Annotated in this window: 21 protein-coding genes and 1 pseudogene; 5 read left to right on the top strand and 17 right to left on the bottom strand. The window is 73.4% G+C overall.

Annotated features, from left to right (window positions below):
* Position 1: 1 nt before the first annotated feature.
* Genes Phou_RS31790 through Phou_RS31745 form a run of 10 tightly spaced genes read right to left on the bottom strand, consistent with a single transcriptional unit; the run spans position 2 to position 9,907 of the window.
* The gene (locus Phou_RS31790) at positions 2-781 is read right to left on the bottom strand and encodes an electron transfer flavoprotein subunit beta/FixA family protein (RefSeq protein WP_173062891.1); all 780 of its coding nucleotides are present in this window, start codon (positions 779-781) and stop codon (positions 2-4) included.
* A complete protein-coding gene (locus Phou_RS31785; protein WP_173062888.1) occupies positions 778-1,593 on the bottom strand; it encodes a CoA-transferase in 816 nt (271 codons plus the stop codon). Before Phou_RS31785 ends, Phou_RS31790 begins: the two co-directional genes overlap by 4 nt.
* Positions 1,590-2,447: a CoA transferase subunit A gene (locus tag Phou_RS31780; protein WP_173062885.1), complete on the bottom strand. Its 858-nt coding sequence runs from the start codon at positions 2,445-2,447 to the stop codon at positions 1,590-1,592. Before Phou_RS31780 ends, Phou_RS31785 begins: the two co-directional genes overlap by 4 nt.
* A 6-nt stretch (positions 2,448-2,453) precedes the next feature.
* The gene (locus Phou_RS31775) at positions 2,454-3,524 is read right to left on the bottom strand and encodes an MBL fold metallo-hydrolase (RefSeq protein ID WP_173062882.1); all 1,071 of its coding nucleotides are present in this window, start codon (positions 3,522-3,524) and stop codon (positions 2,454-2,456) included.
* Entirely contained in the window at positions 3,514-4,278 is a 765-nt protein-coding gene (locus tag Phou_RS31770; RefSeq protein WP_173062879.1) for an enoyl-CoA hydratase/isomerase family protein, read from the bottom strand. Before Phou_RS31770 ends, Phou_RS31775 begins: the two co-directional genes overlap by 11 nt.
* Entirely contained in the window at positions 4,275-5,150 is an 876-nt protein-coding gene (chsH3, locus tag Phou_RS31765) for an enoyl-CoA hydratase ChsH3 (RefSeq protein WP_173062876.1), read from the bottom strand. Before chsH3 ends, Phou_RS31770 begins: the two co-directional genes overlap by 4 nt.
* A gap of 18 nt (positions 5,151-5,168) precedes the next feature.
* Positions 5,169-6,785: a class I adenylate-forming enzyme family protein gene (locus Phou_RS31760; protein WP_173062872.1), complete on the bottom strand. Its 1,617-nt coding sequence runs from the start codon at positions 6,783-6,785 to the stop codon at positions 5,169-5,171.
* 46 nt (positions 6,786-6,831) lie between these two features.
* Positions 6,832-7,704, bottom strand: a complete 873-nt coding sequence (locus Phou_RS31755) for an SDR family NAD(P)-dependent oxidoreductase (protein ID WP_218579290.1) — start codon at positions 7,702-7,704, stop codon at positions 6,832-6,834.
* 29 nt (positions 7,705-7,733) lie between these two features.
* Positions 7,734-8,888 carry an acyl-CoA dehydrogenase family protein gene (locus tag Phou_RS31750; protein ID WP_173062866.1) on the bottom strand — a complete coding sequence of 385 codons (1,155 nt, stop codon included), beginning with the start codon at positions 8,886-8,888 and terminating at the stop codon, positions 7,734-7,736.
* On the bottom strand, positions 8,888-9,907 hold the full coding sequence (locus Phou_RS31745) for an acyl-CoA dehydrogenase family protein (protein ID WP_246274091.1): 1,020 nt from the start codon (positions 9,905-9,907) through the stop codon (positions 8,888-8,890). The genes Phou_RS31750 and Phou_RS31745 overlap by 1 nt, the downstream gene beginning before the upstream one ends.
* A gap of 121 nt (positions 9,908-10,028) precedes the next feature.
* On the opposite strand from Phou_RS31745, the gene Phou_RS31740 reads away from it, so the two are divergent.
* The 5 genes and pseudogenes from Phou_RS31740 to Phou_RS53310 all read left to right on the top strand — a co-directional run bounded on the left by Phou_RS31740 (position 10,029) and on the right by Phou_RS53310 (position 13,675).
* Positions 10,029-10,712 carry a TetR/AcrR family transcriptional regulator gene (locus Phou_RS31740; protein WP_173062859.1) on the top strand — a complete coding sequence of 228 codons (684 nt, stop codon included), beginning with the start codon at positions 10,029-10,031 and terminating at the stop codon, positions 10,710-10,712.
* 84 nt (positions 10,713-10,796) lie between these two features.
* Positions 10,797-11,939, top strand: a complete 1,143-nt coding sequence (locus Phou_RS31735; protein WP_173062856.1) for a thiolase family protein — start codon at positions 10,797-10,799, stop codon at positions 11,937-11,939.
* An 11-nt stretch (positions 11,940-11,950) separates the two neighbouring features.
* Positions 11,951-12,583, top strand: coding sequence for a PaaI family thioesterase (locus Phou_RS31730; RefSeq protein ID WP_173062853.1), 633 nt, complete (start codon positions 11,951-11,953; stop codon positions 12,581-12,583).
* Positions 12,584-12,665: 82 nt separating this feature from the next.
* Positions 12,666-12,932: pseudogene (locus tag Phou_RS55805) on the top strand (Rieske 2Fe-2S domain-containing protein); the annotation flags it as partial.
* A gap of 116 nt (positions 12,933-13,048) precedes the next feature.
* Positions 13,049-13,675: a hypothetical protein gene (locus Phou_RS53310; RefSeq protein ID WP_246273990.1), complete on the top strand. Its 627-nt coding sequence runs from the start codon at positions 13,049-13,051 to the stop codon at positions 13,673-13,675.
* 176 nt (positions 13,676-13,851) lie between these two features.
* Here the strand turns inward: Phou_RS53310 and Phou_RS31715 are convergent, their stop codons facing one another.
* The 7 genes from Phou_RS31715 to Phou_RS31685 all read right to left on the bottom strand — a co-directional run bounded on the left by Phou_RS31715 (position 13,852) and on the right by Phou_RS31685 (position 22,139).
* On the bottom strand, positions 13,852-14,670 hold the full coding sequence (locus Phou_RS31715; RefSeq protein ID WP_173062845.1) for a hypothetical protein: 819 nt from the start codon (positions 14,668-14,670) through the stop codon (positions 13,852-13,854).
* On the bottom strand, positions 14,667-15,455 hold the full coding sequence (locus Phou_RS31710) for an SDR family NAD(P)-dependent oxidoreductase (RefSeq protein WP_173062842.1): 789 nt from the start codon (positions 15,453-15,455) through the stop codon (positions 14,667-14,669). Before Phou_RS31710 ends, Phou_RS31715 begins: the two co-directional genes overlap by 4 nt.
* Positions 15,456-15,471: 16 nt before the next feature.
* Positions 15,472-16,557 (bottom strand): acyl-CoA dehydrogenase family protein, encoded by a 1,086-nt coding sequence (locus Phou_RS31705; RefSeq protein WP_173062839.1) that lies wholly within the window; start codon positions 16,555-16,557, stop codon positions 15,472-15,474.
* Positions 16,554-17,723 carry an acyl-CoA dehydrogenase family protein gene (locus tag Phou_RS31700; protein WP_173062836.1) on the bottom strand — a complete coding sequence of 390 codons (1,170 nt, stop codon included), beginning with the start codon at positions 17,721-17,723 and terminating at the stop codon, positions 16,554-16,556. Before Phou_RS31700 ends, Phou_RS31705 begins: the two co-directional genes overlap by 4 nt.
* A gap of 77 nt (positions 17,724-17,800) precedes the next feature.
* Complete coding sequence (locus Phou_RS31695; protein WP_173062833.1) at positions 17,801-19,384, bottom strand: AMP-binding protein; 1,584 nt, start codon at positions 19,382-19,384, stop codon at positions 17,801-17,803.
* Positions 19,385-19,395: 11 nt separating this feature from the next.
* Positions 19,396-20,544, bottom strand: coding sequence for a CaiB/BaiF CoA transferase family protein (locus tag Phou_RS31690; protein ID WP_173062830.1), 1,149 nt, complete (start codon positions 20,542-20,544; stop codon positions 19,396-19,398).
* A complete protein-coding gene (locus Phou_RS31685) occupies positions 20,541-22,139 on the bottom strand; it encodes an AMP-binding protein (protein ID WP_173062827.1) in 1,599 nt (532 codons plus the stop codon). Before Phou_RS31685 ends, Phou_RS31690 begins: the two co-directional genes overlap by 4 nt.
* Positions 22,140-22,158: the final 19 nt, after the last annotated feature.

The following is a 22,158-nucleotide window of genomic DNA, read 5'->3' as shown; positions in this document are numbered from 1 at the left end:
TTTACACAAACTTCTCGGAGGCCAGGAACTCGACCAGCTTCACGCCACCATCGCCCTCATCAGCGACCTTCCGCCCACCCGAACGCGGCGGCCGCTTACTGTGCTGCACCACCACCGACGACGCACCCGCAAACCCCACCTCAGACGCGGCGATCCCCAGATCGGCCACCGACAGCGTCTGCACCGGCTTCTTCTTCGCCGCCATGATCCCCTTGAACGACGGATACCGCGGCTCGTTGATCGTGTCCCACACCGACACCACCGCCGGCGTCGAAGCGGCCACCACCTCGAAGCCTTCCTCGGTCTGCCGCTCGATCGTCAACGACGCACCGTCCACGGTCAGCTTCCGCGCACCGGTCAACGCGGCGATCCCCAGCCGCTCAGCCAACATGTGCGCCATCACCTGCACCCGCCCATCGGTCGCCTCCGCACCGCACAGCACCAAGTCGGGATTGAGAGTGCCCAACGCCGCCGCCAGCACCTTGGAGGTGGCTACCGCGCACGAGCCGTGCAACGCCTCGTCCAGCACATGCACCGCCCGGTCCGGACCCATCGACAACGCCTTACGAATCGACTCCGAAGCACCCTGCGGTCCCATCGTCAAGATCGTGACCTCACCACCATGCGCCGCCTGAACCCGCAACGCCTCCTCAATGGCATACTCATCCATCTCATTGATGACATTGCTCGCCGACCCACGGTCGACCGTATTATCACCAGCCCGCAACGAACGCTCCGCGCTCGAATCCGGCACCTGCTTGACGAGCACCACGATGTTCATCTCTCTGAGCCAACCCTCCGTGTCGGGAAGCCGCGCTTGCGGAAGTCTCGCGGGTCGATCCGCTCGCGGACCAGCCGCACCTGCTCCACTGTGGGCGGTGGGGTGCGCGGCACGCGCGGCGGTACGACGGGCCGGAAACCGGTCGCGGCCAGCACGTCGGCCACGCTCACCCCGTCGTGTACGGACACCAGGCGCATGCGCTGCGAGCCCGGCTCGAAGTCGAAGACGGCCAGGTTGGTCACGACGAGCGCGGGGCCGCCGCGCAGGCCCAGCCGGGCGCGTTCGCCGCCGCCGTCCAGATAGCCGATCCCCGAGCGGAAGTCGACGCGTTCCACCAGTGTGCGCGGGCTGTGGTCGGTGACCCAGAAGATGAGGCTCTTGCCGAGCGAGCCCATGTCGCCGATCCCCGCGGTGCCGGGCAGCCGTACCTTCGGGCGGTCGTAGCGGCCGATGACCGAGTTGTTGGTGTTGCCGTACGCGTCGATCTGTGCCGCGCCGGCGCAGAACTTGAGCAGGAAGCGGTCGCTGGCCGCGTAGTCCCAGAACTCGGCGTAGTGCTCGAGGTACATGACCGAGTCGCGCCACAGCGGCGCTTCGAACGTGGACGCGGTCAGCTCCACGTCGACCGGGTCCACACCGGACGCTCCCGCGATCCACACCAGGTCGGGCGCGTGTGTCATGCGGGCCAGCTGGATGGCGCAGACCGGCAGGAACGAGGAGATCCCGTTGCACACCTGGTCGTCGTTGTCGAAGCGGGCGGCGAGGACCGCGACCATCAGCTCGTCGACCGTGTAGTCGGTGGACGCGGTCATCGCGCCGCCCCGACCAGGCGCAGGTACTCCTCGTGGCTGCCCGGCCCGCGCACGTACCGGTCCAGGAAGTCGCCGCTGCTCTGCTCGCCGGCGGCCGCGTCGACCCACGAGGCGAAGAAGGCGGCGTCGTAGTCGTACGACGGGAACAGCGAGGTGGGATGCGCGCCGTGGGGCGCCTCGACGACGGCGTCGACAGCGAACCCGGGCAGGATCGTGCGGTCCGGCGCCTTCCGCAGCTCGTCGGTGCCGACCACCCGCTCCACCGAGACGACCACCCGCCGCGCGGCGCGGGGCATGGTGCCGGTCGTCGGCAGTCGTACACCCGGCTCCATCGCGACGTTGCCGGAGCGGTCGGCGCGGTGCGCGTGCAGCAGCGCCACGTCCAGCGGCAGCGCGCGGCAGGCCACGACGGGCGGCCCGCCGAACGGGTCCGGGATCACCGCGAGCGCGTCGTTGCCCACGTTCAGCAGGTCGGTGCCGATCAGGCCGCGGGTGGGCAGGAAGGGCAGGTTACGGGCGGCCGCGCCGAGCCGCGCGTACAGGGCGGTCTCGGACAGCTCCTCGACCGCGATGGCGCCGGCCTCGACCGCGCGCCGGAACCGCTGGCACAGCCCGAAGTGCTCCATGGTGACGGCGGCGAACGTGCACCGCGCCAGGCAGCCGGCCGCGGCGAGCCAGTCCACCGGCAGCCCGCCGCTGACGCAGACCAGCTCGAGGTCGCGGCGGCCGGCGCGGATGAGCTCGCGCACCAGCACCATCGGCGCGCACTGGGTGGGTCCGGCCTGCAGGCCCACCACGTCGCCGTCGGCGACGAGCGCGGCGGCCTGTGCGGCCGACACGACCTTGTCCCTCATCGGCCGCTACACCGCCTCGAAGGCCCGGACGCCGTCGTGCGCGGTTGCCCGCAGCTGGCCGGTGCCGGCGAGGACGTCGAGGTGCGCGGCCGTCTCGGTCACCGCGAGGCAGCGGCTCATCACGTCGAGGTCGTCGAAGTGGCGTTCCCGGCGGGTCCACCGCAGGAGCCGCGCCACCTCGTACGCGGTGACGGCACCGGCGGCGACCGCCTCGGCGGACTGGCGCAGCCGCACGTCGTGGTGCCGCACGAGCTCGTCGACGCGGGCGTGCACGCTGGGACCGGTCGGGCCGTGCGCGGGCAGCATCATCCGGTCGGGCAGGTCGCGGACCAGCCGCAGCGAGTGGAGGTAGTCCCGCAGCGGGGATACGGCCGGGCACGGCTCGAAGCCGATGGACGGCGTGATGTGCGGCAGGACGTGGTCGCCGCAGAACATCACGCCGCGGGCGGCGTCGTCGAACACGACGTGTCCGCGCGTGTGCCCGGGTGTCGGGTACGCCCGCCAGGTGGCGGTCCGCAGCGCGATGTCCCGCGGCGCGTCGATCCACACGTCGGGGTCGGCCCAGTCGGCCGGGTCGTGGTCGACCGGCACGCTCGTCACCAGCTCCTTGGCCAGCCCGGGGGCGCCTTCGCGGCGCAGCTGGTCGGCGAGCACGCCCCAGGGCTCGGTCACCGGGCCCTGCGCGACGCGCAGCGCCGGCTGCTCGCCGCGGCCGAGACCGACCCGGATGTGCGGGTTGCCGCGGCGCAACCGGACCGCCAGGTTGTAGTGGTCGCGGTGGACGTGGGTGACGAGGATCCGGCTGATCCGGTCTTCGCCTGCGTCCAGTGCCCGCAGCGCGCGGCGGAGCTGGTCGTGCGCGGCCGGCACCGCCCATCCGGAGTCGACGAGCACGATCGCGTCGCCGTCCCGTACCGCGTAGACGTTGACCGCCCGCAGGCCGTCCTGCGGCAGGGGCAGCGGGATGCGGTACAGCCCGGGCCGTACCTCGTAGACGCCGGGTGCGGTCCAGTCCCGCTCGGGGTCGTCGGGGACGGCGCGCGGTGGCGGGGTCGGCGCCGGCCGGTCAGCGGCCACGGAAGACGGCCGGTCGCTTGGCGGCGAAGGCCGCGAAGGCCTCCGCCACGTCCTCGCTGGCGGTGTTGGCCGCGGACGCCGCGGCCTCGGCGTCGAGGGCGTCGTCGAAGCCGGTGGAGAACGAGGCGTTCAGCAGGCGCTTGGTCAGGGCCAGCGCGAGCGGCGGCCCGTCGGCGAGGCGCCGCGCGGTCCCGGTGGCGGTCCGCAGCAGGTCCTCGGGCGCGGTCACCTCGGCGACGAGCCCGAGGTTCCGGGCCTGCTCGGCGGTCACCGTGTCGCCGAGCATCGCCAGGCGCTTGGCGGTGTGCAGCCCGACCAGCCGGGGAAGCAGCCAGGTGCTGCCGAAGTCCGGTGAGAGGCCGCGCTTGACGAAGACCTGGCAGAACGTGGCCGAGGTCGACGCGACGACCAGGTCGCAGCCGAGGGCAAGGCTCATCCCCGCGCCGAACGCCGGTCCGTCGACCGCGGCCACGCACGGCTGGGGCAGCCGGTGCAGCGCGCGGGCGGCGTCGTGGATCCAGCCCATCAGGCGCAGCGGCGACTCCTGCGGCACGCCGCCGGACAGGTCGGCGCCGGAGCAGAACGAGCCGCCCGCCCCGGTGATCAGGACGGCCCGGTCGGTCGGCGTGGCGGCGATCTGCGTGAGGACCCGTCCCAGCTCGACGAAGCCGTCGACGGTCAGGGCGTTGCGCCGCTCGGGCCGGTCGAGCGTCACCCGGACGAGGCCGGCGTCGCGCTCCACGACGATGCTCATGCCGGACCCCCTCCCGCCGTGACGAGCTCTCCGCCGGCCAGCGCCGGGGCGCCGTCCCGCTCCTCGACGGTGGTCGCGAACAGCAGGCGGTCGCCGGCGCGCCACACCGACGTGCGCAGCGTCTCGCCGGGGAAGACCACTCCGGTGAACCGCGCCTCGAAGCTGCGGACGTCCTGCGCCCGGCCGCCGAGCACCTCGTCGACGAGGGCGCGGCACACCAGGCCGTACGAGCAGAGCCCGTGCAGGATCGGGCGCGGGAAGCCGGCCGCCTTCGCCACCTCGGGGTCGCAGTGCAGCGGGTTGCGGTCGCCGAGGAGGCGGTACCACAGCGCCTGCTGCGGCAGCGTGGGCGTGAAGACCGTGTGGTCCGGCTCGCGGGCCGGCGGGTCGGGTGGGCCGGACGGTCCGCGGTCGCCGCCGAACCCGCCCTCGCCGCGGGAGAACATGCGCATGCTCGATGTCCACAGTGGAGTGCCGTCGGCGCTCTTCGCCTCGGTGTCCACCACGATGACCGCGGCGGACCCCTTGTCGTACAGGTCGGCCACGCGGGTGCTCGCCGTGGCCTTGCCGTCCCGCGGGATCGGGGCGTGCACATCGATCCGCTGGCTGCCGTGCAGGATCGTGCGCAGGTCGACCTCGACGCCGGGGTACGACACGCGGGGCGGCCGGGTCGCGCGCAGTGTCGGCGCGACGACCGCGAACGTGGGCAGGACGACCGAGCCCGACTCCGTCGCGTAGCGCAGCTCTCCCGGGTCGACCGGGTCGCCTCCGGCACCCAGCGCGAGGTGGTAGAGCAGCACGTCGGCGGTGTCCCAGGCGATCTGCTCGACCGTGGGTGGTGCCGCCAGGGCGATGGTGGGGTCGATCGGCATCCGGTTCTCCTCTCGCGGCTACTCGCCGGGCTGGCGGGTCGCCGTCGCGAACTCGTTGGTGTCGTCGCGGACCACGAAGCGGCGGATCTTGCCGGACGCCGTCATGGGCAGCGCGTCGACGAAACGCCACAGCTCGGGAATCTTGAACCGGGCGACCGAGTCCCGCAGGTACTCGGTGAGCTCCGGCCCGGTCACCTCGCTGCCCGGCGCGCGGACCACCACGCCGGCCACCCGCTCGCCGAGCCGCTCGTCGTCGAGGCCGACGAGGACCGCCGCGGCGATGCCGGGGTGGGCGGCGAGCAGCTCCTCGACCTCCGCCGGGTACACGTTCTCGCCGCCCCGGATGATCACGTCCCGGACGCGGCCCTGGAACGTCACGTTGCCGTACTCGTCCATCGAGGCCAGGTCGCCGGTGCGCAGGAAGCCGTCGGCGGTGAGCACCTCGGCGGACTGCTCCGCCATGCCCCAGTACCCGCGCATGACGTACGGCGAACTGGTCACGATCTCGCCGACGGCGCCGACCGGTACCGTCTCACCGGTCGCCGGGTCGATCACCTTCATGTGCACGCCGGCCACCGGGCGCCCCACGGTGCCGGCGATCGTCGCCGAGTCGTCGTGGATGTCGGTCGAGGTGATGGCCGGGCACTCGGACTGGGCGTAGGTGTTGATGACCGGTGCGCCGAGCGTGGTCCGGATCCGCTCCACCAGGTGCTGCGTCATCGTGGCGCCGCCCACCGCCACCGACCGCAGGCCGGCCGCGCCGGCGTGGTCGCCGAGGTGGTTGAGCGCGTCGATGATCATCGTGGGTACGCCGCCGATGCGGGTGACCACGCCGTGGTCGAGCAGGCCCATCGTCTCGGCCGGCACGTACTTCTCGACGACCACGAACGCGCCGGCGTCCACGAGGCCGCCGAGGATGACGAAGCAGGACCCGCCGATGTGGTGGTACGGGACGGGGTTGAGCCAGGTGTCGTTGGGCCCGATCACGTCGCGGCGGTTGCGCTCGCGCGCGGCGTTCAGCACGGCCTTGTGGGTGAGCACCGCGCCCTTGGAGCGGCCGGTGGTGCCGGAGGTGAACTGGATGAGGAACGCGTCCTCCGCGCTGACCACCGGCAGCTGGCCGGCCGGTGCCGTCGCCGCCCACTCGCGCAGGCCGGCGAGGTCCAGCACCGCGCCGGCGCCGCACACGCCCGCCGCCCGCGGGACGAGGCTGTCACCGGTCGGGCCGGTACCGGCGAAGACCAGCGCCGGTGTGGTCAGCGCGGTGGCGTGCGCGACCTCCGCGTCGGTCCACGCGGTGTTGAACGGGGTGAGCACGAGGCCGGCGAGCGCGCAGCCGTACTCCAGCACCACCCACTCCACGCTGTTGCGCGACCAGACCGCGACCCGCTCGCCCGGTGCGACGCGGCCGGCGAGCGCCCGCGCCACGCTCTCGGCGGCGGAGGCAAGCTCGGCGTACGTCATCCGGGACAGCGCGTCGCCGTCGGGCCAGTACAGCGCCGGGCGGGCGCCGAACGCCTCCGCCTGGCGGGCCAGAAGCCGCGGCACCGAGTCGGTCAGCAGCTCGTCACCGCCCTCGGCGGTCCACTCCGCGAGCGGACCGATCCGCCGCCGTGACTGCGTTGTCGTTGGCATGGCGCGCTCCAAAGACTCGATACCGACCAGTTGGTTGAGATTACCGTCACCGGGGCGGAAGCTGCACCGCCTGCGCGGGGACCGTCCACGACGTCGTGTCGAGGATGTCGGGAAGGTGCGCGGCGATGTCCTCGACGGTGGCTTCGTCGTTTTCGTAGCCGGCCGTCTCGATGATGAGGTTTCGGGCGTAGCGCCCCGCGGCCGCGAAGAGGATCTCGCCGGTGAGCGGGCACGACTCGTGGCACAGGTACGCGACCATCGGCGCCACCCGCTCCGGCGACATGCGCGCGTGCAGGTCTTCGGGGAGCATCGCGGCGGTCATGCTCGTGGCGGCGCCGGGCGAGATGAGGTTGACCTGGATGCCGAAGCGGGCGCCCTCGATGGCGAGGGTCCGGCCGAGCCCAACGAGCCCGGCCTTGGCGGCGGAGTAGTTGGCCTGGCCGAGGTTGCCCCACAGGCCGGCGACGGAGGTGGTCATGACGACCCGCCCGTACCGCCGCTCGCGCATCACGCCCCAGGCGGCGCGGGTCAGCCCGATGGTGCCGTGCAGGTGTACGTCGAGGACCTCGGCGACCTCCTCGTCGGACATCTTCCCGAACGTGCGGTCGCGCACGATGCCGGCGTTGTTCACCACGATGTCCACCCGGCCGAAGGCCTCCAGCGCGGTGCCCACCACGGCGGGCCCGGCCGAGGGCTCGGCGATGGAGCCGTCGTGCGCGACCGCCGAGCCGCCCCGCGCGGCGATCTCGGCCGCGACCGCCCCGGCCGGGGTCAGCCCGCCGCCGTCCTTGCGGTCGATGTCGTTGACGACCACGTGCGCGCCGCGGGCGGCCAGCAGGCGCGCGTAGGAGCGGCCCAGCCCGCCTCCCCCGCCGGTGACGATGGCCACCCGGCCGTCGAAGCGCAGTTGTTCCGTCAAGGTGCGTTCTCCCATCGTGGTTGGCGTTCTCAGCGCCGCCGGCTGCGGGGCAGGCCCAGCCGCCGCTCCGCGACGACGCCGCGGAGGACCTCGCTGGTGCCGCCGTAGAGGGTGGAGATCTGCGCCTCCCGGTACAGGTGCTGCAGCTCGCCGTCGGCCGCCGCGCCGGGCGAGTCCGGCCCGAGCAGGCCGTCGGCGCCGGTGGCGTCGAGCAGCTCACCCGACCCGCGCAGGAGCGCCTCGGTGGCGTACACCTTCGCCATGGCGCCCTCCACCGCACCGGCCATGGCCGTGGAACGCAGCCAGGTGGCCCGCGCGCCGAGCAGGCGGGAGACCTCGGTAGCGGCGACGACCCGGCCGAGGCGGCGCAGCAGGCGCGTGTCTTCGGTACGCCCGGCCGCGTGCGCCCACCCCACGGTGGCGTGCACCAGGCGGCGCAGCTGCGCGGCGAACTCGCCGCCCCGTTCGAACGCGAGCGCCAGGCTGACGATCTCCCAGCCCTGGCCCTCCGCGCCGACCCGGGCATCGTCGCCGACCCGCACGCCGGAGTAGTAGGTGATGTTCGTGCGTTCGCCGCTGAGCGTGTGCACGGGGGCGTACGAGAAGCCGGGTGCCGACGTCGGTACCAGAAACATGGTGAGCCCGGCGTGCTTCGCGGCCTGGGGGTCGGTGCGGGCCAGCAGGAAGACGTAGTCGGCCTCGTGCGCGTGGGTGGTGAAGTTCTTCTGCCCGTCGATGCGCCAGCCGTCGCCGTCGCGCACCGCGCGGGTGCGGGCGGCGGCGAGGTCCGATCCGGCGTCCGGCTCGGTGTACCCGAGGCTGAGCAGCAGCCGCCCCTCCCGCACCGGGCGCAGGATCCGCTCCTTCTGCGCGGGCGTGCCGGCCCGCCGGATCGTCTCGGCGATGATGAGCGTGACCGACAGCCCTTCGACGGGCGCGCCGGCGGCCGCCATCTCCTCGTAGAGGATGTCCATGTCGGCCCGGTCGCGCCCTTGCCCGCCGTCCTCGACCGGCCAGGCCGCGCCGATCCAGCCCCGGTCCGCGACCGCGCGGTGGAACTCCGCGTCGTGGTACGTGCCGGACGCGGCGACGCGGGCGCGCACCTCGTCCGTCAGGTGCGCGCGCAGGAACTCGCGCACCTCGGCGCGGAAGGCCTCGGCCCGTTCGTCCAGCGAGAAGTCCATCAGGGCGCGCCCTTCCCGATCGCGGTGGCCCCGATCTGCTCCCAGAGCAGGTCCGGGTCGCCGGCGCCCAGCCGGGTCGCCTTGGCGCGGCGCAGGTACAGCTGGGCGTCGTACTCGAGGGTGTAGCCGTAGCCGCCGTGCACGTGCAGGCACAGCTCGGCGCAGCGCACGGCCGACTCGGCGGCGTGCGCGAAGGCCACCGCGGCCGCCGCCGGCCACGAGTCGAGCCCGTTGTCGTGCCGCCACGCGGCCTCCCGGGCGACCAGCACCGCGCCGTCCGCGGCCATGGCGGCGTCGGCAAGGGGCTGCTGGAGCGCCTGGAACGAGCCGATCGGCACGCCGAACTGCTCGCGCTGCGCCGCGTACCGCACGGCGACGTCCAGCGCCTCGGCGGCCATCCCGGCGCACGCCGCGGCCGTGGCGAGCCGCCAGCGGTCCCGGGACCGGGTCCACAGCTCGCCTGCCTCGGCGCCGCTGGCGACGACCCGGCTCTCGACGCCGTCGCCGCGCAGGGGGCGGTCCGCGGCGGCCTGGAAGCCGAGGTCGCGCACGGGCTGCCCGGGCGCGCCGGCGGCGAGCACGAGGTCGTCGCCGTCGAGCGCGAGCACCGCGTCGGCCACGGCGCCGGCCGGCACCAGCCGCGCCACCCCCGCCACGGCCGGACGGGCCGCGAAGACGACGACGCGCTCCCCACCGGCTGCCTCCGCGGCCACGTCCGCCACGCCGGCGTCGGCCAGCAGCCGGGCCGCCACCGCCGCTTCGACGAGGGGTACGCACGCGAGCCGCCGACCGGCCGCCTCGGCGACGAGCGCCAGCTCGACGAAGCCGCCGCCGCTGCCGCCCGCGCCGGCCGGGACGGTGAGCCCGACCGCGCCCATCCCGGCGAGCGCCTTCCAGAGCGCGGGGTCGAACCCCGACGCCTCGGCGGCGCGCACCCGTTCGGCGGAGGAGTCGCGGGCGAAGACGCGCGCGAACGCCTCGGCGACGTCCCGCTGGTCCGCGGTCAGCTCCAGGTCCATCACGTCGTCCCCTTTCGAGGACTCCTTTATAACCAACCGGTCGGTTGGTATGCAAGCGACGTGCGCGGCGCGTTCACAGGTCTGGAACGAAACCGACTTGTTGGTCGGTTACACTCGCCGCATGCCTAGGCCGTCACGGCGGGAGGACGTCCGCACGACGGCCGCTCGCATCTTCCGCCAGCAGGGCTATCTCGCGGCCACCATGGACCTCATCGCCGAGGAGGTCGGGCTCAACAAGGGAACCCTGTACCACTACTACCCCGCCAAGAGCGCCATCCTCTACGAGCTGCTCTCCGAGCAGGTCGACGGGACGCTGGAGCTGCTGGCCCGCGTCCCGCTGACCGGCAGCGGGTACGACCGGATGCGCTTCTTCGTCCGCGAGCAGGTCGCCCTCGTCGCCACCAAGCAGGACGAGCTCGTCGTGTTCTTCCAGGAGGTGCCGTGGATCGACCAGCGGCTGCCGCAAGCGCAGGCGCGCTCGATCCACCAGCGGATCTACCGGTACGAGGAGTTCGTCAAGGCGCTGCTGGCCGAGGGGACGCGCACCGGCGAGTTCCGGGACTTCACACCCGCCACCGTCCTGTACTCGATCATCGGGCTGCTCGCCTACCTGCCGAACTGGTACCGCCGCCCCGCGTCGGCCGGCACCGACGGCTGGCTGATCGACGAGGTGACCGACTTCGTGATGCACGGCATCAGCGCCCCCACCACCGGTCCCGCCCGCGGAGAGGAGACCGGCGGCGAGGGTGTGCACCGCCGGCGCGGCGTGCGCCGCGCGAGCACGGCCGGCGCCGCGAGTCGCTGACGCCACACCGCCTTGACGCGTCTCGCCGCCCGCGCCTAGCGTTAACCAACCTTTTGGTTGATTAACCGGGGAAGGGGTCGGGACGTGCGGGATGCGGTGATCGTGGAGGCGGTGCGGACGCCGGTGGGCAAGCGCGACGGCGCGCTGGCCGGGGTGCACCCGGCGGACCTGTCGGCGCACGTGCTGGAGGCGCTGGCCGCGCGGAGCGGGATCGACCCCGCGCTGGTGGACGACGTCGTGTGGGGCTGCGTCGACCAGGTGGGCGAGCAGACGTTCGACATCGCGCGCACGGCCGTGCTCGCGGCCGGCTGGCCGGAGACCGTGCCCGGCGTGACCCTGGACCGCCAGTGCGGTTCGAGCCAGCAGTCCGTCCACTTCGCCGCGGCCGGCCTCGTCGCCGGGCAGTACGACGTCGTGGTCGCCGGCGGCGTCGAGTCGATGTCCCGGGTGCCGATCGGCAGCGCGTCGATCGGCGCGGACCCGTACGGGCCGCGGTTCACCGCCCGCTACGGTGTGGCGCCGAACCAGGGCGTGGGCGCCGAGATGATCGCGCAGCGGTGGGGGCTGTCGCGCACCCGGTGCGACGAGTTCTCCCTGGGCAGCCACGAGAAGGCGGCCGCGGCGCAGGACGGCGGGCGGTTCGACGCGCAGATCGCGCCCGTCACGCTGGCCGACGGCACCGTGGTCGAGCGGGACGAGGGGGTGCGGCGCGGCGGCACCGTGGAGGGCCTCGCCAAGCTCAGGACCGCGTTCACGCCCGACGGCGTCATCACCGCGGCCAACTCCTCGCAGATCTCCGACGGCTCCGCCGCGCTGCTGATGACGACCGGCGAGACGGCCCGCCGGCTCGGCCTGGCGCCACTGGCCCGGGTGCACACCGCGGTGGTGGCCGCCAGCGACCCCGTCATCATGCTGACCGCGCCGATCCCGGCCACCCGCAAGGCGCTGGACCGCTCCGGGCTGCGCCTCGACGAGATCGGCGCGTTCGAGGTGAACGAGGCGTTCGCCCCCGTACCGCTCGCGTGGCTGGCCGACATCGGCGCGGACGCCAAGGCGCTGAACCCCAACGGCGGCGCGATCGCGCTCGGCCACCCCCTCGGCGGCTCCGGCGCGCGCCTGATGACCACCCTGGTGCATCACATGCGCGACAACGGGATCCGGTACGGGCTGCAGACGATGTGCGAGGGCGGCGGCCAGGCCAACGCGACGATCCTCGAACTGCTCTGAGCGGGCCACGCGTGGCCGACACCGATCGGGGCGGCGTACCCCTGGCACCGTTCTGGCGGCGGTGGAGCGAGGAGGCGGCCCGGCGGGCCGCGCCGGGCTGGCTGGAGATGGTCGAGCGGCTGCGGCGGCTGCAGGACGCGGTGGCCGCGAGCACGCCGCCCGCCGACGCCGTGGCGCGGGCGACGGCCCTGCTGGGCGAGGCCGAACGGTTGCTGGAGCCGTACGCCGCCGGCGAGGACGAGCAGATCTACGGGCGGTTCCTCGCGGTACCGGGACGCGGGCAGGCGCTCTGCCCACCGCTGCGGCTGGTCCGCTGCACGGCGACCGAGCTGCTCGGCGAGGTCGTCTTCGGCGCGTTCCACGCCGGCAGCAACGGCGCGGTGCACGGCGGCGCCGTCGCGCTGTTCTTCGACGAGGCGATCGGGCGCCTGTCCGACCTCGGCGGGCGCTCGCGCTCCCGCACCGCCGCGCTGGACGTCGACTTCCGCAGCGTCACCCCGGTCGGGCGGCCGCTGACCGTGCGCGTGGCGCTCGTCGAGGAGGCCGGGCGCAAGCGGCGCCTGCACGCGAGGCTCGAGGACGGCGACCGGCTGTGCGCCGAGGCGGACGGCCTTTTCGTGGCCCTGCGCGAGGGTCAGCAGTAACCCGCCGCACGTTGACGAACCCGGGCACGGATGGTTTTATACCAACCAAGTAGTTGGTTATCCACGTCGAATTGGAGACGACATGAAGGACTGGCCCTATTCGGTGTTCCCCACGGGCTGGTACCAGGTCGGGTACTCCTCCGAGTTGCAGCCCGGGGACGTCAGGCCCGTGAAGTACTTCGACCAGGACCTCGTGCTGTTTCGCACCGAGTCGGGTGAGGTGTCGCTGCTGGACGCCTACTGCCGGCACCTCGGGGCGCACCTCGGGTACGGCGGGAAGGTCAAGGGCGAGTGCATCGAGTGCCCGTTCCACGGCTGGCTCTGGACCGCCGGCGGCGGGCTCTCCGAGATCCCCTACGCGCCGGGCGAGCAGCGCCGGGTCAGCATCGACCGCCTGCAGACCCGCGAGGTCGCCGGCCTGATCCTGGCGTGGTACGACTCGTTCGGCCGCGAGCCGTTCTGGGAGTGGCCGGGCATCCCGAGTTTCTGGACGAGGAGAACAACTACCCGATCACCCTCGACCACGTCGGCGTCCGGAAGATCATTCCACAGTCGCCGGTCGAGAACACCCCGGACTACTACCACTTCATGTGGGTGCACGGCGCCGGCCAGCCCGGCAAGCCGTTGCTGTGGAAGGAAGACCAGCACTACCTGCACACGCGGGTCGGCTTCGTCTACGGCCACGGCAAGAAGGCGACATGGATGACACCGAACGGCCCGGTGTTCGGCGAGATCGAGACCGAGGCGTGGGGACTGGGGCTGTCCAACGCGCGGTTCGTGCTGGAAAACTTCATCACCAACCAGCTCACCGCCGCCACGCCCGTCGACCGCGAGCACTCGCAGCTCTTCGAGACGATCACCGTGAACCGCCAGCCCGGCGAGCCGGAGCCGACCGGGCGGGCCGCCCGCATGATCGAGTTCCAGAAGGGCCAGATCCGGCGCGACTTCGCGATCTGGGAAAACCAGCGCTACGTCGAGCACCCGCCGTTCGCCGGCGGCGAGGAGGAGCACTACGCGCGCTTCCGCCGCTGGTCCAAGCAGTTCTACTCGGACCAGCCGTACACGGCGAACGCCCAGATCGCGGCCGCCTAGTACGGACCTTCGCGGTCAGGGTGCGCCTGCAAACCCGAGGCGGACGCGGGCGGCATGACCTGCGAGCCCGTGGTGAGTTGGCGCGCTATTTCAGCGCCAACTTACCAAGATCTGCGGGAGCGGGCTCTCTGGTGAGCTGGGTGACCGCGGAGGGTGAGGCCGCGTCTGGACGGTCCCTAGTAAGGGTCGGGAAGGTCGGGCACCTTCGGCGAGGCGGACGCCGAGGGTGCCCGGAACGTTTTCTCCACCAGCCCGAGGCCGGTCACGCCCGAGCGGACGAAGACGAACGGGGTCGCGCTCCACCACAGCCAGCCGCCGCCGCCCGGGTCGGGCTCCACAAAGGTCAGTGACTGCTCGGTGTCGCGCAGCTCGCCGGCGATCAGCGCGGGTGACCGGCCGCCGACCGCGCAGCGCAACGTGTGCGCCGGGCCGCGCTCCGGGCCGCCCAGGACGAGGTCGTCCACCGGCGCCGGGCGGATGTCGGTGTGCCGCATCAACGCGGCGGCCGCGCCGGTGAGGAACGCCGCGGAACGGTCCTGGAAGACCGCGCGGGCGCGGGTGTGCGGCTCGCCGGCGCCGCCGAGCGGGGCCGCGCTGGCCCACCCCGCGGCGCGCAGCCGGAACAGCACGCTGCCGGCGCCGAGCTCGCCTTCGACGCCCGCGACCACGACCGTCTCGGGCACCTCGCCCGGAAGCGTCACCTCCACGCCGGCCGGCTCGACCGTCACCGCGATGCTCACCGGCACCCGGCGGGCGGTGGACGGCTCGTCCCGCACGGCGCGGGCCGGCGCGGTGAACAGCGCCGCCGTCGTCGACAGCCGGACCGTGGAACGCCCGCGACCGGCGGCGGGCAGGGTGGTGTCGGCCTCGCCCAGCAGCGTCTCGCCGCTGGCCAGGAACACGGCGACCCGCGCCGCCGCGCCCGCCTGCGCCACGAGGACGACGGCACCCGTGTCCGCGCACATGAACACCAGCTCGCGGCGCTGCCCCGTCACAGCGTCTCACCGCCGTCGACACCGATCGTCTCGCCGGTCACGAAGCCGCTCTCCTCACCGCACAGGTGCACCACCAGCGAGGCGAACTCGGACAGCTCGCCCGCGCGCCGCGCCGGTACCCGACGCAGCAGCTTGCGAAGCGTCTCCTCGTCCTCGAACTGGGCCCGGCTCATCGCGGTCTCGAAGTGGCCGGCGGCGACCGCGTTGACGGTCACCCCGTACGGCGCCCACTCGCGCGCCAGCGACCGCGTCAGCTGGACCAGCGCCCCCTTCGCGGTGTCGTACCCGCTCGTGTACGGCACCGTGCGCCGGACCACGTTGGAGACCACGTTGACCACCCGGCCGTACCGCTGGTCGAGCAGGCCGGGCCCGAACGCCCGCAGCATCCGCACCGCGCCGCCGAGGTGCACCTCCATGACGCCGTCCCACTCCTCGTCGGAGACCGGCGTGTCGAAGCCCGGATAGGCGTGCTCCCTGCCGGGCAGCGGCACGAACGGCTTGTACAGCAACGTCCCGGCGTTGTTGACGACGATGTCCACCCGGCCGAACGACTCCAGGATCTCCTCGCGGGCCCGGTCGACCTCGGCGGTGCAGGTGACGTCCACGCTCAGCCCCAGCGCCCGCACCCCCGCCGCGCGCAGCTCCTCGGCGACCGCCTCCACCTCGGCGGTGGAGCGGGCCAGGACCGCGACGTCGGCGCCGCCGGCCGCGAAGCGCAGCGCGGCGGCGCGGCCCAGGCCGCGGCCGCCGCCGGTGACGACGGCGACCCGCCCGCGAACGGTCACGTCCGCACCCCGGCGCTCACCACAGGCGTCCCTCCCGGCGTACCACGAGCGCCTGGTGGATTTCGCGGAGCCGGCTGGCCCGCCGCCCGCCGCGCAGCTGCATCGCCTTGGCCCGCAGGTAGTGGTGGTGCAGGATGTGCTCGACCGTCGTGCCGACGCCGCCGTGCACCTGCGCGGCGGTGAGCACGATCTGGACGTACGAGCGGCCGGCGGCGAACACCGCGACCGCGGCGATGGCGCTCTCGTCCGCGTCCGGCACCGCCCGGGTCAGCGCCTCGTTGCACGCCAGCCGCGCCGCGTCCGCCGCGATGACCATGCGCGCGAGGTGGTGCCGCACCGCCTGGAAGGCGCCGATGGCCTGCCCGAACTGGACCCGCTCCTTGGCGTACCGCGCGCTCTGCTCGACCACCGCCTCGCAGCCGCCGACCATCGCGCTTGCCCGCAGCAGGTTGGCCCGGGCCAGCGCGTACCGCGCCGCCTCCGGGGCGATGGGGCTCGCCACCAGGCGCAGGCCGTCAAGTCCCAGCCGACCGATCCGCTCGTTGTCGACGCTCGGCACGGCGGTGATCCGGTCGCGCAGGTCGGCGGCGGGCAGCGTGGCGCACACCCAGTGCCCCGCGGCCGGCAGCAGCAGGACCACGTCGTCGCACTGCTCGACCCACTCGACCACCGCGGAGCCGGTCAGCCGGTAGCCGCCGCCGGCCTGCTCCGCGCGCACCGTGCGGTCCGGCGGCGCGACGAGGGCCGCGCTGCCGCCGCCGGCGATCCGGGCGAGCGTCCCGTCGAACGCGCCGCCGCCGAGCGTGGCCAGGGCGGTGCCGGCGCGCAGCGTCTGCAGCAGCGGCGAGGCGAAGGCCGCCCGGCCGTACTCGCGCGCGACCACCCCGGCCTCGGCGAGGGTGCCGCCGGCGCCGCCGACCCGTTCGGGCAGGTTGACGGCGGTCCAGCCCAGCTCGCACATCTGCGCCCAGCGCCGCGGCTCGTAGCCGAGCGGGGACGCCTGCTGCGCGTTGAGGTAGGTGTTGTCGACGAAGTCGGCGAAGTAGGCGCGGGCCGTCTTGGCCAGCAGCGCCTCCTCGTCGGTCAGGTCGGTGTCGGTCATCGTGGCATCCCCAGACCGCGCGTGGCGATGATGTCGAGCTGGATCTCGTTCGTACCGCCGCCGAACCGCCACACCGGCGACGAGCGCAGCCCGTGCTCCAGGTGGCCGTGCGCGGGCGCGTACGCCGAGCCGGTGGCGATCGTGCCCTCCTCGCCGACGAGGTCGAGGCCGGTGTCGCAGATGCGCTGGCGCAGCTCGCCCCACCAGATCTTGTTGACCGACGCCTCCGCGTGCGGCACGTGCCCCTCGGCGAGCATCCGCGCGCCGCGCAGCGCGAACAGGCGGCAGATCTCCACGTCCACCGCGTGCTCGCCGACCACCGCCTGCAGCTCGTGCGCCTCGGCCGTGTCGCCGTCCAGCAGCCCCGCGCCGGCGGCCCAGTCGGTCAGCTGCCGCAGCTCCCAGCGCGGCTCGTTGTGGTAGAACATCCGCTCGAAGTTGAGCGCGGTGACGATGCCGGACCAGCCCTCGTTCTCCGCGCCGATCCGCTGGCTCGCCGGTATCCGCAGGTTGTCGAAGAAGACCGCGTTGGTCCGCTCGCCGCCCTGCGTGATGATCGGCGTGATCGTGATGCCGGGCGCGTCCATCGGCGTGATGAACAGGCTGACGCCGCGGTGCCGCTGCTCCGGCCGGCCGGTGCGGACCGCCAGCCAGAGGTGCGTGGCCACCGAGGCGCCGGTGGTCCAGATCTTCTGGCCGTTGACGAGGTACCCATCGCCGTCGCGGACCGCCCGGGTGCGCAGCGAGGCCAGGTCGCTGCCCGCGTCCGGCTCGCTGTACCCGATCGCGAACTCCAGCTCGCCGGCCCGGATACGGGGCAGGTACTCGGCTTTCTGCTCCGCGGTGCCGACGAGCATCAGCGTCGGCCCGATCGCGTTGAGCGTCAGCAGGCCGTTGGGCAGGCGGCGGTTGTACAGCTCCTCGGCCATCAGCCAGCTCTCGATGGCCGTGCGGCCCTGCCCGCCGTACTCCCGCGGCCACGCCACACCCAGCCACCCGTCGGCGCCGAGCCGCTTGAGGAAGCGGCGGCCGTGCGCGCGCGGCTGCATGGGGTCCTCGATGTTCTCCGCGCGGGTCGCCTCGACCAGCGCGGGATCCAGGCCGTCGAGGTAGGTGCGCAGCTCGGCCAGGAACGTCAGCTGCTCGTCACCGAGCACGGTCTTCACGGTCGGGTACCTCCATCCACGACTCCGACGCTATGCCGGCCACCGATCGTAGTCAACCGGTTGGTCGGTAACGGGTCTCACTTCGCCGTGGACACGCCGCGCCGCTGCGCGCGCGGTACCACGAGGCCCATGCCGTCCAGGTCCCAGGTGCCGGCCTTGACGCCCTCGTCGCGCAGCACGTGCTTCATCACCCGGCCCAGCGCGTTGACGGGCAAGGCCTCGCGCACGTCGACGTAGCGCGGGACCGCGAAGTACGGCACCCGGTCGCGGATGAAGTCGAAGAACTCGTGGGCGGTCAGGGTCGCGCCCGCTTCGAGGACCACGCTCGCCTTGATGTCGTCGTCACCGATCGTCGCGGGCAGCGCGCACACGGCCGCGTCCGCGATGGCCGGGTGCTGCCGGATGACGGCTTCGAGGGCCAGCGAGGAGACGTTCTCGCCGCGCCGGCGCAGCACGTCCTTCTTGCGGTCGACGAACGTGATGATGCCGTCCTCGTCCATCCGCCCGAAGTCACCGGTGTGGTGCCACAGGTTCCGCCACGCCTCGACAGAGCTGTCGGGCTTGTTCCAGTAGCCGCTGTACATGGCGTTGGCGACCTTCGGCCGCACGACGATCTCGCCGGGCTCGCCGGCCGGCACCTCGTTGTCGTCCTCGTCGACGATCCGCGCCTCCAGCAGCGGCGACACCTGCCCCGACGACGAGCGCTCGCGGGTGCCGTACGGGTCGCTGTTGGTGACCGGCACGCACTCGGTCTGCCCGTACCCCTCGGACATGACCGGGGTGTGGAACCGTTCCTCGAACTCGCGCTGGCGCTCCTCGGGCAGCGGCACCCAGGAGGCGAGCCGGAAGGGGTGCGCGCCGTCGTCCGGGCGCGGCGGCTGCTCCAGGATCATGTTGGCCATCACGCCGACGCCGACCAGCATCGTCGCGCCGAGGTCGGCGGCCTCGCGCATGAACGACGACGCGTGGAACTCCGGCGCGATGCCGATCGACGCGCCGTTGACCAGCGCGCTCATGAACGCGACCATCTGCCCGCTGGTGTGGAACATCGGGAAGCCGGTGTACACGCGGTCGCCGGGGACCACCCAGTTGCGCATCCCGTACGCCCGGCCGACGGCCACGAAGTAGCCGGTGCTGAGCATGCAGCCCTTCGCGACCGCCGTGGTGCCCGAGGTGTACATGATGGTCAGCAGGTCGCTGGGCCGGGAGGCCGGCGCGAACGTGGACCGCTCCGCGAACAGCTCCGGGTAGGCGACCGTGCCGCCCGCGCCGGCGTCGACCTGCACCGTCTCGGCGATCGAGGTGCCGCCGAGCAGGCCGGCCGCCGCGTCGTAGCCGGGCCCGTCGGCGATAAGATACTTCGCGCCGCAGTCGCTGAGCTGGTACCCGAGGAAGTCGCCCTTGAGGAAGTAGTTGAGCGGCACCTGCACGGCGCCCAGCTTCGCGACGGCGAGCAGCAGCTCGACGGTCTCGATGCGGTTGGGCATGATCGAGGCGATGTGGTCGCCGCGCCGCACGCCGAGCCGGGACAGGCCGGTGGCCAGCCGGTCGGTGCGCTCGTCCAGCTCCGCGAAGGTGAGCCACTGCCCGCCGCAGGTGACGAACGGCGTGTCCGGCTCCGCCGCCAGCCGCTCCCGGAATACACCGTCCACAGTGGTCATCCTGGTTCCTTTCACGCGACACCACCGCCGGCGCGCAGCTTCTCGATCTCGTCGGGCGCGAAGCCCCACTCGGTGAGGACCTCGTCGGTGTGCTGGCCGGGCCGGGCCACCGGCCCGGCGATCCGCGCGGGGGTGCGGCTGAAGCGCGGCGCCGGCGCGGGCTGCACGAGCCCTTCGTGCGCCACGAACGTCCCGCGGGCCGCGTTGTGCGGGTGCTCGGGCGCCTCCCACGGCGAGAGCACCGGCGCGAAACACGCCTCGGCCGCCTCCAGCACCGCACACCACTCGTCCCGCGTCCTGGTCCGGAACACCTCGGCGAACCGCGCGCGCAGCGCGGGCCAGCCCGCGGGGTCCGGCTGCGTGGCCGGCAGGTCCGGCACGCCGAGCGCGCCGACGAGGTTGCGGTAGAACTGCGGCTCGAGCGCGCCGATCGCGATCCACCCGCCGTCGGCGGTCTCGTACGTGTCGTAGAACGGGGCGCCGGTGTCCAGCAGGTTGCGGCCGCGCTCCTGGCCCCACATGCCCATCGCGCGCATGCCGTACAGGAAGCTGTTGAGCAGCGCCGCGCCGTCGACCATCGCGGCGTCCACGACCTGGCCGCGGCCGGAGGAGGCCCGCTCGGCGAGCGCGGCGCAGATCCCGATCGTGAGCAGCATCCCGCCGCCGCCGAAGTCACCCACGTACGTCAGCGGCGCCACCGGCGCCTCCCCGCCGCGGCCGATCGACCACAGCGCGCCGGAGAGGGCGAGGTAGTTGATGTCGTGCCCGGCGTACGGCGCGTACGGGCCGGTGCGACCCCACCCGGTGACCCGGCCGTAGACCAGCCGGGGGTTGCGGGCCAGGCAGGTGTCCGGCCCGGCGCCGAGCCGCTCGGTGACGCCCGGCCGGAAGCCCTCGATGAGCACGTCCGCCCGGTCGACGAGCCGCAGCAGCGCCTCGACCCCGTCGGGGGACTTCAGGTTGACGCCGATCGAGCGGCGGCCCCGGGCGAGCACGTCCGGTGGTGGCGGCCCGTCCGCGGCGGCGACGGCCTGCGTGCGCTCGACCCGCACGACGTCGGCGCCGAAGTCGCTGAGCAGCATCGCGCAGAACGGGCCCGGTCCCAGGCCCTGCAGCTCGACGACTTTCAGCCCGGCCAGCGGGCCGCCGCGCGCGCTCACCGCCGCTCGCTGCGGTCGATGACGAGGCCGAGTGCCTGGAAGTCGACGGTGCCCGGGGTGTCCCACCCGTCGCGGAGCTTGTGCTTGAGCACCCGGGCGACGGCGTTCTTCGGCAGCTCGTCGAGGAACTCGACGTACCGGGGGACGGCGAAGTAGGGCAGGTTCTCCCGGAGGTAGGCGAACAGCTCGGCGGGTTCGAGCCGCGCGCCGCGTTCGAGGACGAGGCACGCCTTGATCTCGTCCTCCCGCACGCCGGCCGGCACGGCGTGGATGGCGACCTCGGCGATCGCGGGGTGCTTGAGGATGGCCAGTTCCAGCTCGACCGAGGAGACGTTCTCGCCGCGGCGGCGCAGCGCGTCCTTCTTGCGGTCGACGAAGTAGAGCGAGCCGTCGCCGTCGAAGAAGCCGAGGTCTCCGGTGTGGTGCCACAGGTTCTTCCAGGCGTCGAGGGTGGCCGCGTCCTTGCGCCAGTACCCCGCGAACATCGAGTACGGCTCCAGCGGCCGGACCACGACCTCGCCGGTCTCCCCCTGCGGGAGCACCCGGTCGGCGTCGTCCACCACGCGCACGTCCAGCCACGGCAGGGCGCGCCCGGCACTGGCCCGGTCGGGGCGGCCGGTCGACGTGCCGTCGCCCATGGTGGCGGGCAGCACCTCGGTCTGGCCGTACCCCTCGCAGATCGCCCGCGTGCCGAAGCGCTCCTCGAACTGCCGCTTGACCGCCGGCGCGAGCGGGATGAAGATCGCCCGCTCGATGGCGTGCTCGGTGTCGTCGGGCGCCGGCGGCGTGGCGAGCAGGGCCGCGGCCATCGCCCCGACGCCGAAGAACTGGGTCGCGCCGATCTCGCGGGCCCGCCGCAGGAACATCGACGCGCTGTACACCGGGTCGAACGCCACCCGGCAGCCGGCCACGAGCCCGTCCATGAGGGCGCTGAGCGCGAAGCCGTGGTACAGCGGCAGCGGGCACATCGACGTGTCGCCGGCGGTGAACCAGCCGTGCATCATGTGCGCTTTGGGCATGTGCGTGAAGTACCCGTTGTTGATCATGCAGCCCTTGGGCATGCCCGTGGTGCCGGAGGTGTAGAGCACGGCGACGAGGTCGTCGGGTCCGGGGTCCGGCCAGGTCCGCACCGGGTCGACGAGGAGGTCCGCGAACGGCACCGCGCCGGTGTCCGACTCCTCCAGCGGGTCGAGCGCGACGAGCCGGGCACCGGACAGCTCGGGCGCCTTGACCGCCTCGGCCATCAGCGGCAGGGCGGCAGCGTCGGCGACGACGACCGCCGGCTCCGCGTCGGCGAGCTGGTAGCGCAGGAACTCGCCTTTGAGGAAGACGTTCAGCGGCACCTGGATCGCGCCGAGCAGCGCGCAGGCGAAGAACAGGTCCACCGCCTCGTCCCGGTTGGGCATCATCGACGCGACCCGGTCGCCGGGGCGCACGCCGCTCTCGTACAGGCCGGCGGCGAGGCGTGCCGCGCGGTCGTGCACGGTACCGACCGAACGCCACGGCCCACCGCACGCGGCGATGTCGCGCTCGGGGTCCTTTTCCAGCCGGGCCCGCAGGTGTCCCGCGACCGTCGTCAGGTTGTCTATCGACACGCCAGCCTCCATCCCAACC

The organism is Phytohabitans houttuyneae, assembly GCF_011764425.1.
GTDB classification, from domain to species: Bacteria; Actinomycetota; Actinomycetes; order Mycobacteriales; family Micromonosporaceae; genus Phytohabitans; species Phytohabitans houttuyneae.
Note: the sequence above shows the minus strand (reverse complement) of the source record. Positions and strands in the feature narration are given on the sequence as shown.

Coding starts and splice junctions, on each gene's coding strand:
- Phou_RS31790 (WP_173062891.1), bottom strand. CDS start 781: ATGAACATCGTGGTGCTCGTCAAGCAGGTGCCGGATTCGAGCGCGGAG.
- Phou_RS31785 (WP_173062888.1), bottom strand. CDS start 1,593: ATGACCGCGTCCACCGACTACACGGTCGACGAGCTGATGGTCGCGGTC.
- Phou_RS31780 (WP_173062885.1), bottom strand. CDS start 2,447: ATGAGGGACAAGGTCGTGTCGGCCGCACAGGCCGCCGCGCTCGTCGCC.
- Phou_RS31770 (WP_173062879.1), bottom strand. CDS start 4,278: ATGAGCATCGTCGTGGAGCGCGACGCCGGCCTCGTCCGGGTGACGCTC.
- chsH3 (WP_173062876.1), bottom strand. CDS start 5,150: ATGCCGATCGACCCCACCATCGCCCTGGCGGCACCACCCACGGTCGAG.
- Phou_RS31760 (WP_173062872.1), bottom strand. CDS start 6,785: ATGCCAACGACAACGCAGTCACGGCGGCGGATCGGTCCGCTCGCGGAG.
- Phou_RS31750 (WP_173062866.1), bottom strand. CDS start 8,888: ATGGACTTCTCGCTGGACGAACGGGCCGAGGCCTTCCGCGCCGAGGTG.
- Phou_RS31745 (WP_246274091.1), bottom strand. CDS start 9,907: ATGGACCTGGAGCTGACCGCGGACCAGCGGGACGTCGCCGAGGCGTTC.
- Phou_RS31740 (WP_173062859.1), top strand. CDS start 10,029: ATGCCTAGGCCGTCACGGCGGGAGGACGTCCGCACGACGGCCGCTCGC.
- Phou_RS31705 (WP_173062839.1), bottom strand. CDS start 16,557: ATGACCGACACCGACCTGACCGACGAGGAGGCGCTGCTGGCCAAGACG.
- Phou_RS31695 (WP_173062833.1), bottom strand. CDS start 19,384: ATGACCACTGTGGACGGTGTATTCCGGGAGCGGCTGGCGGCGGAGCCG.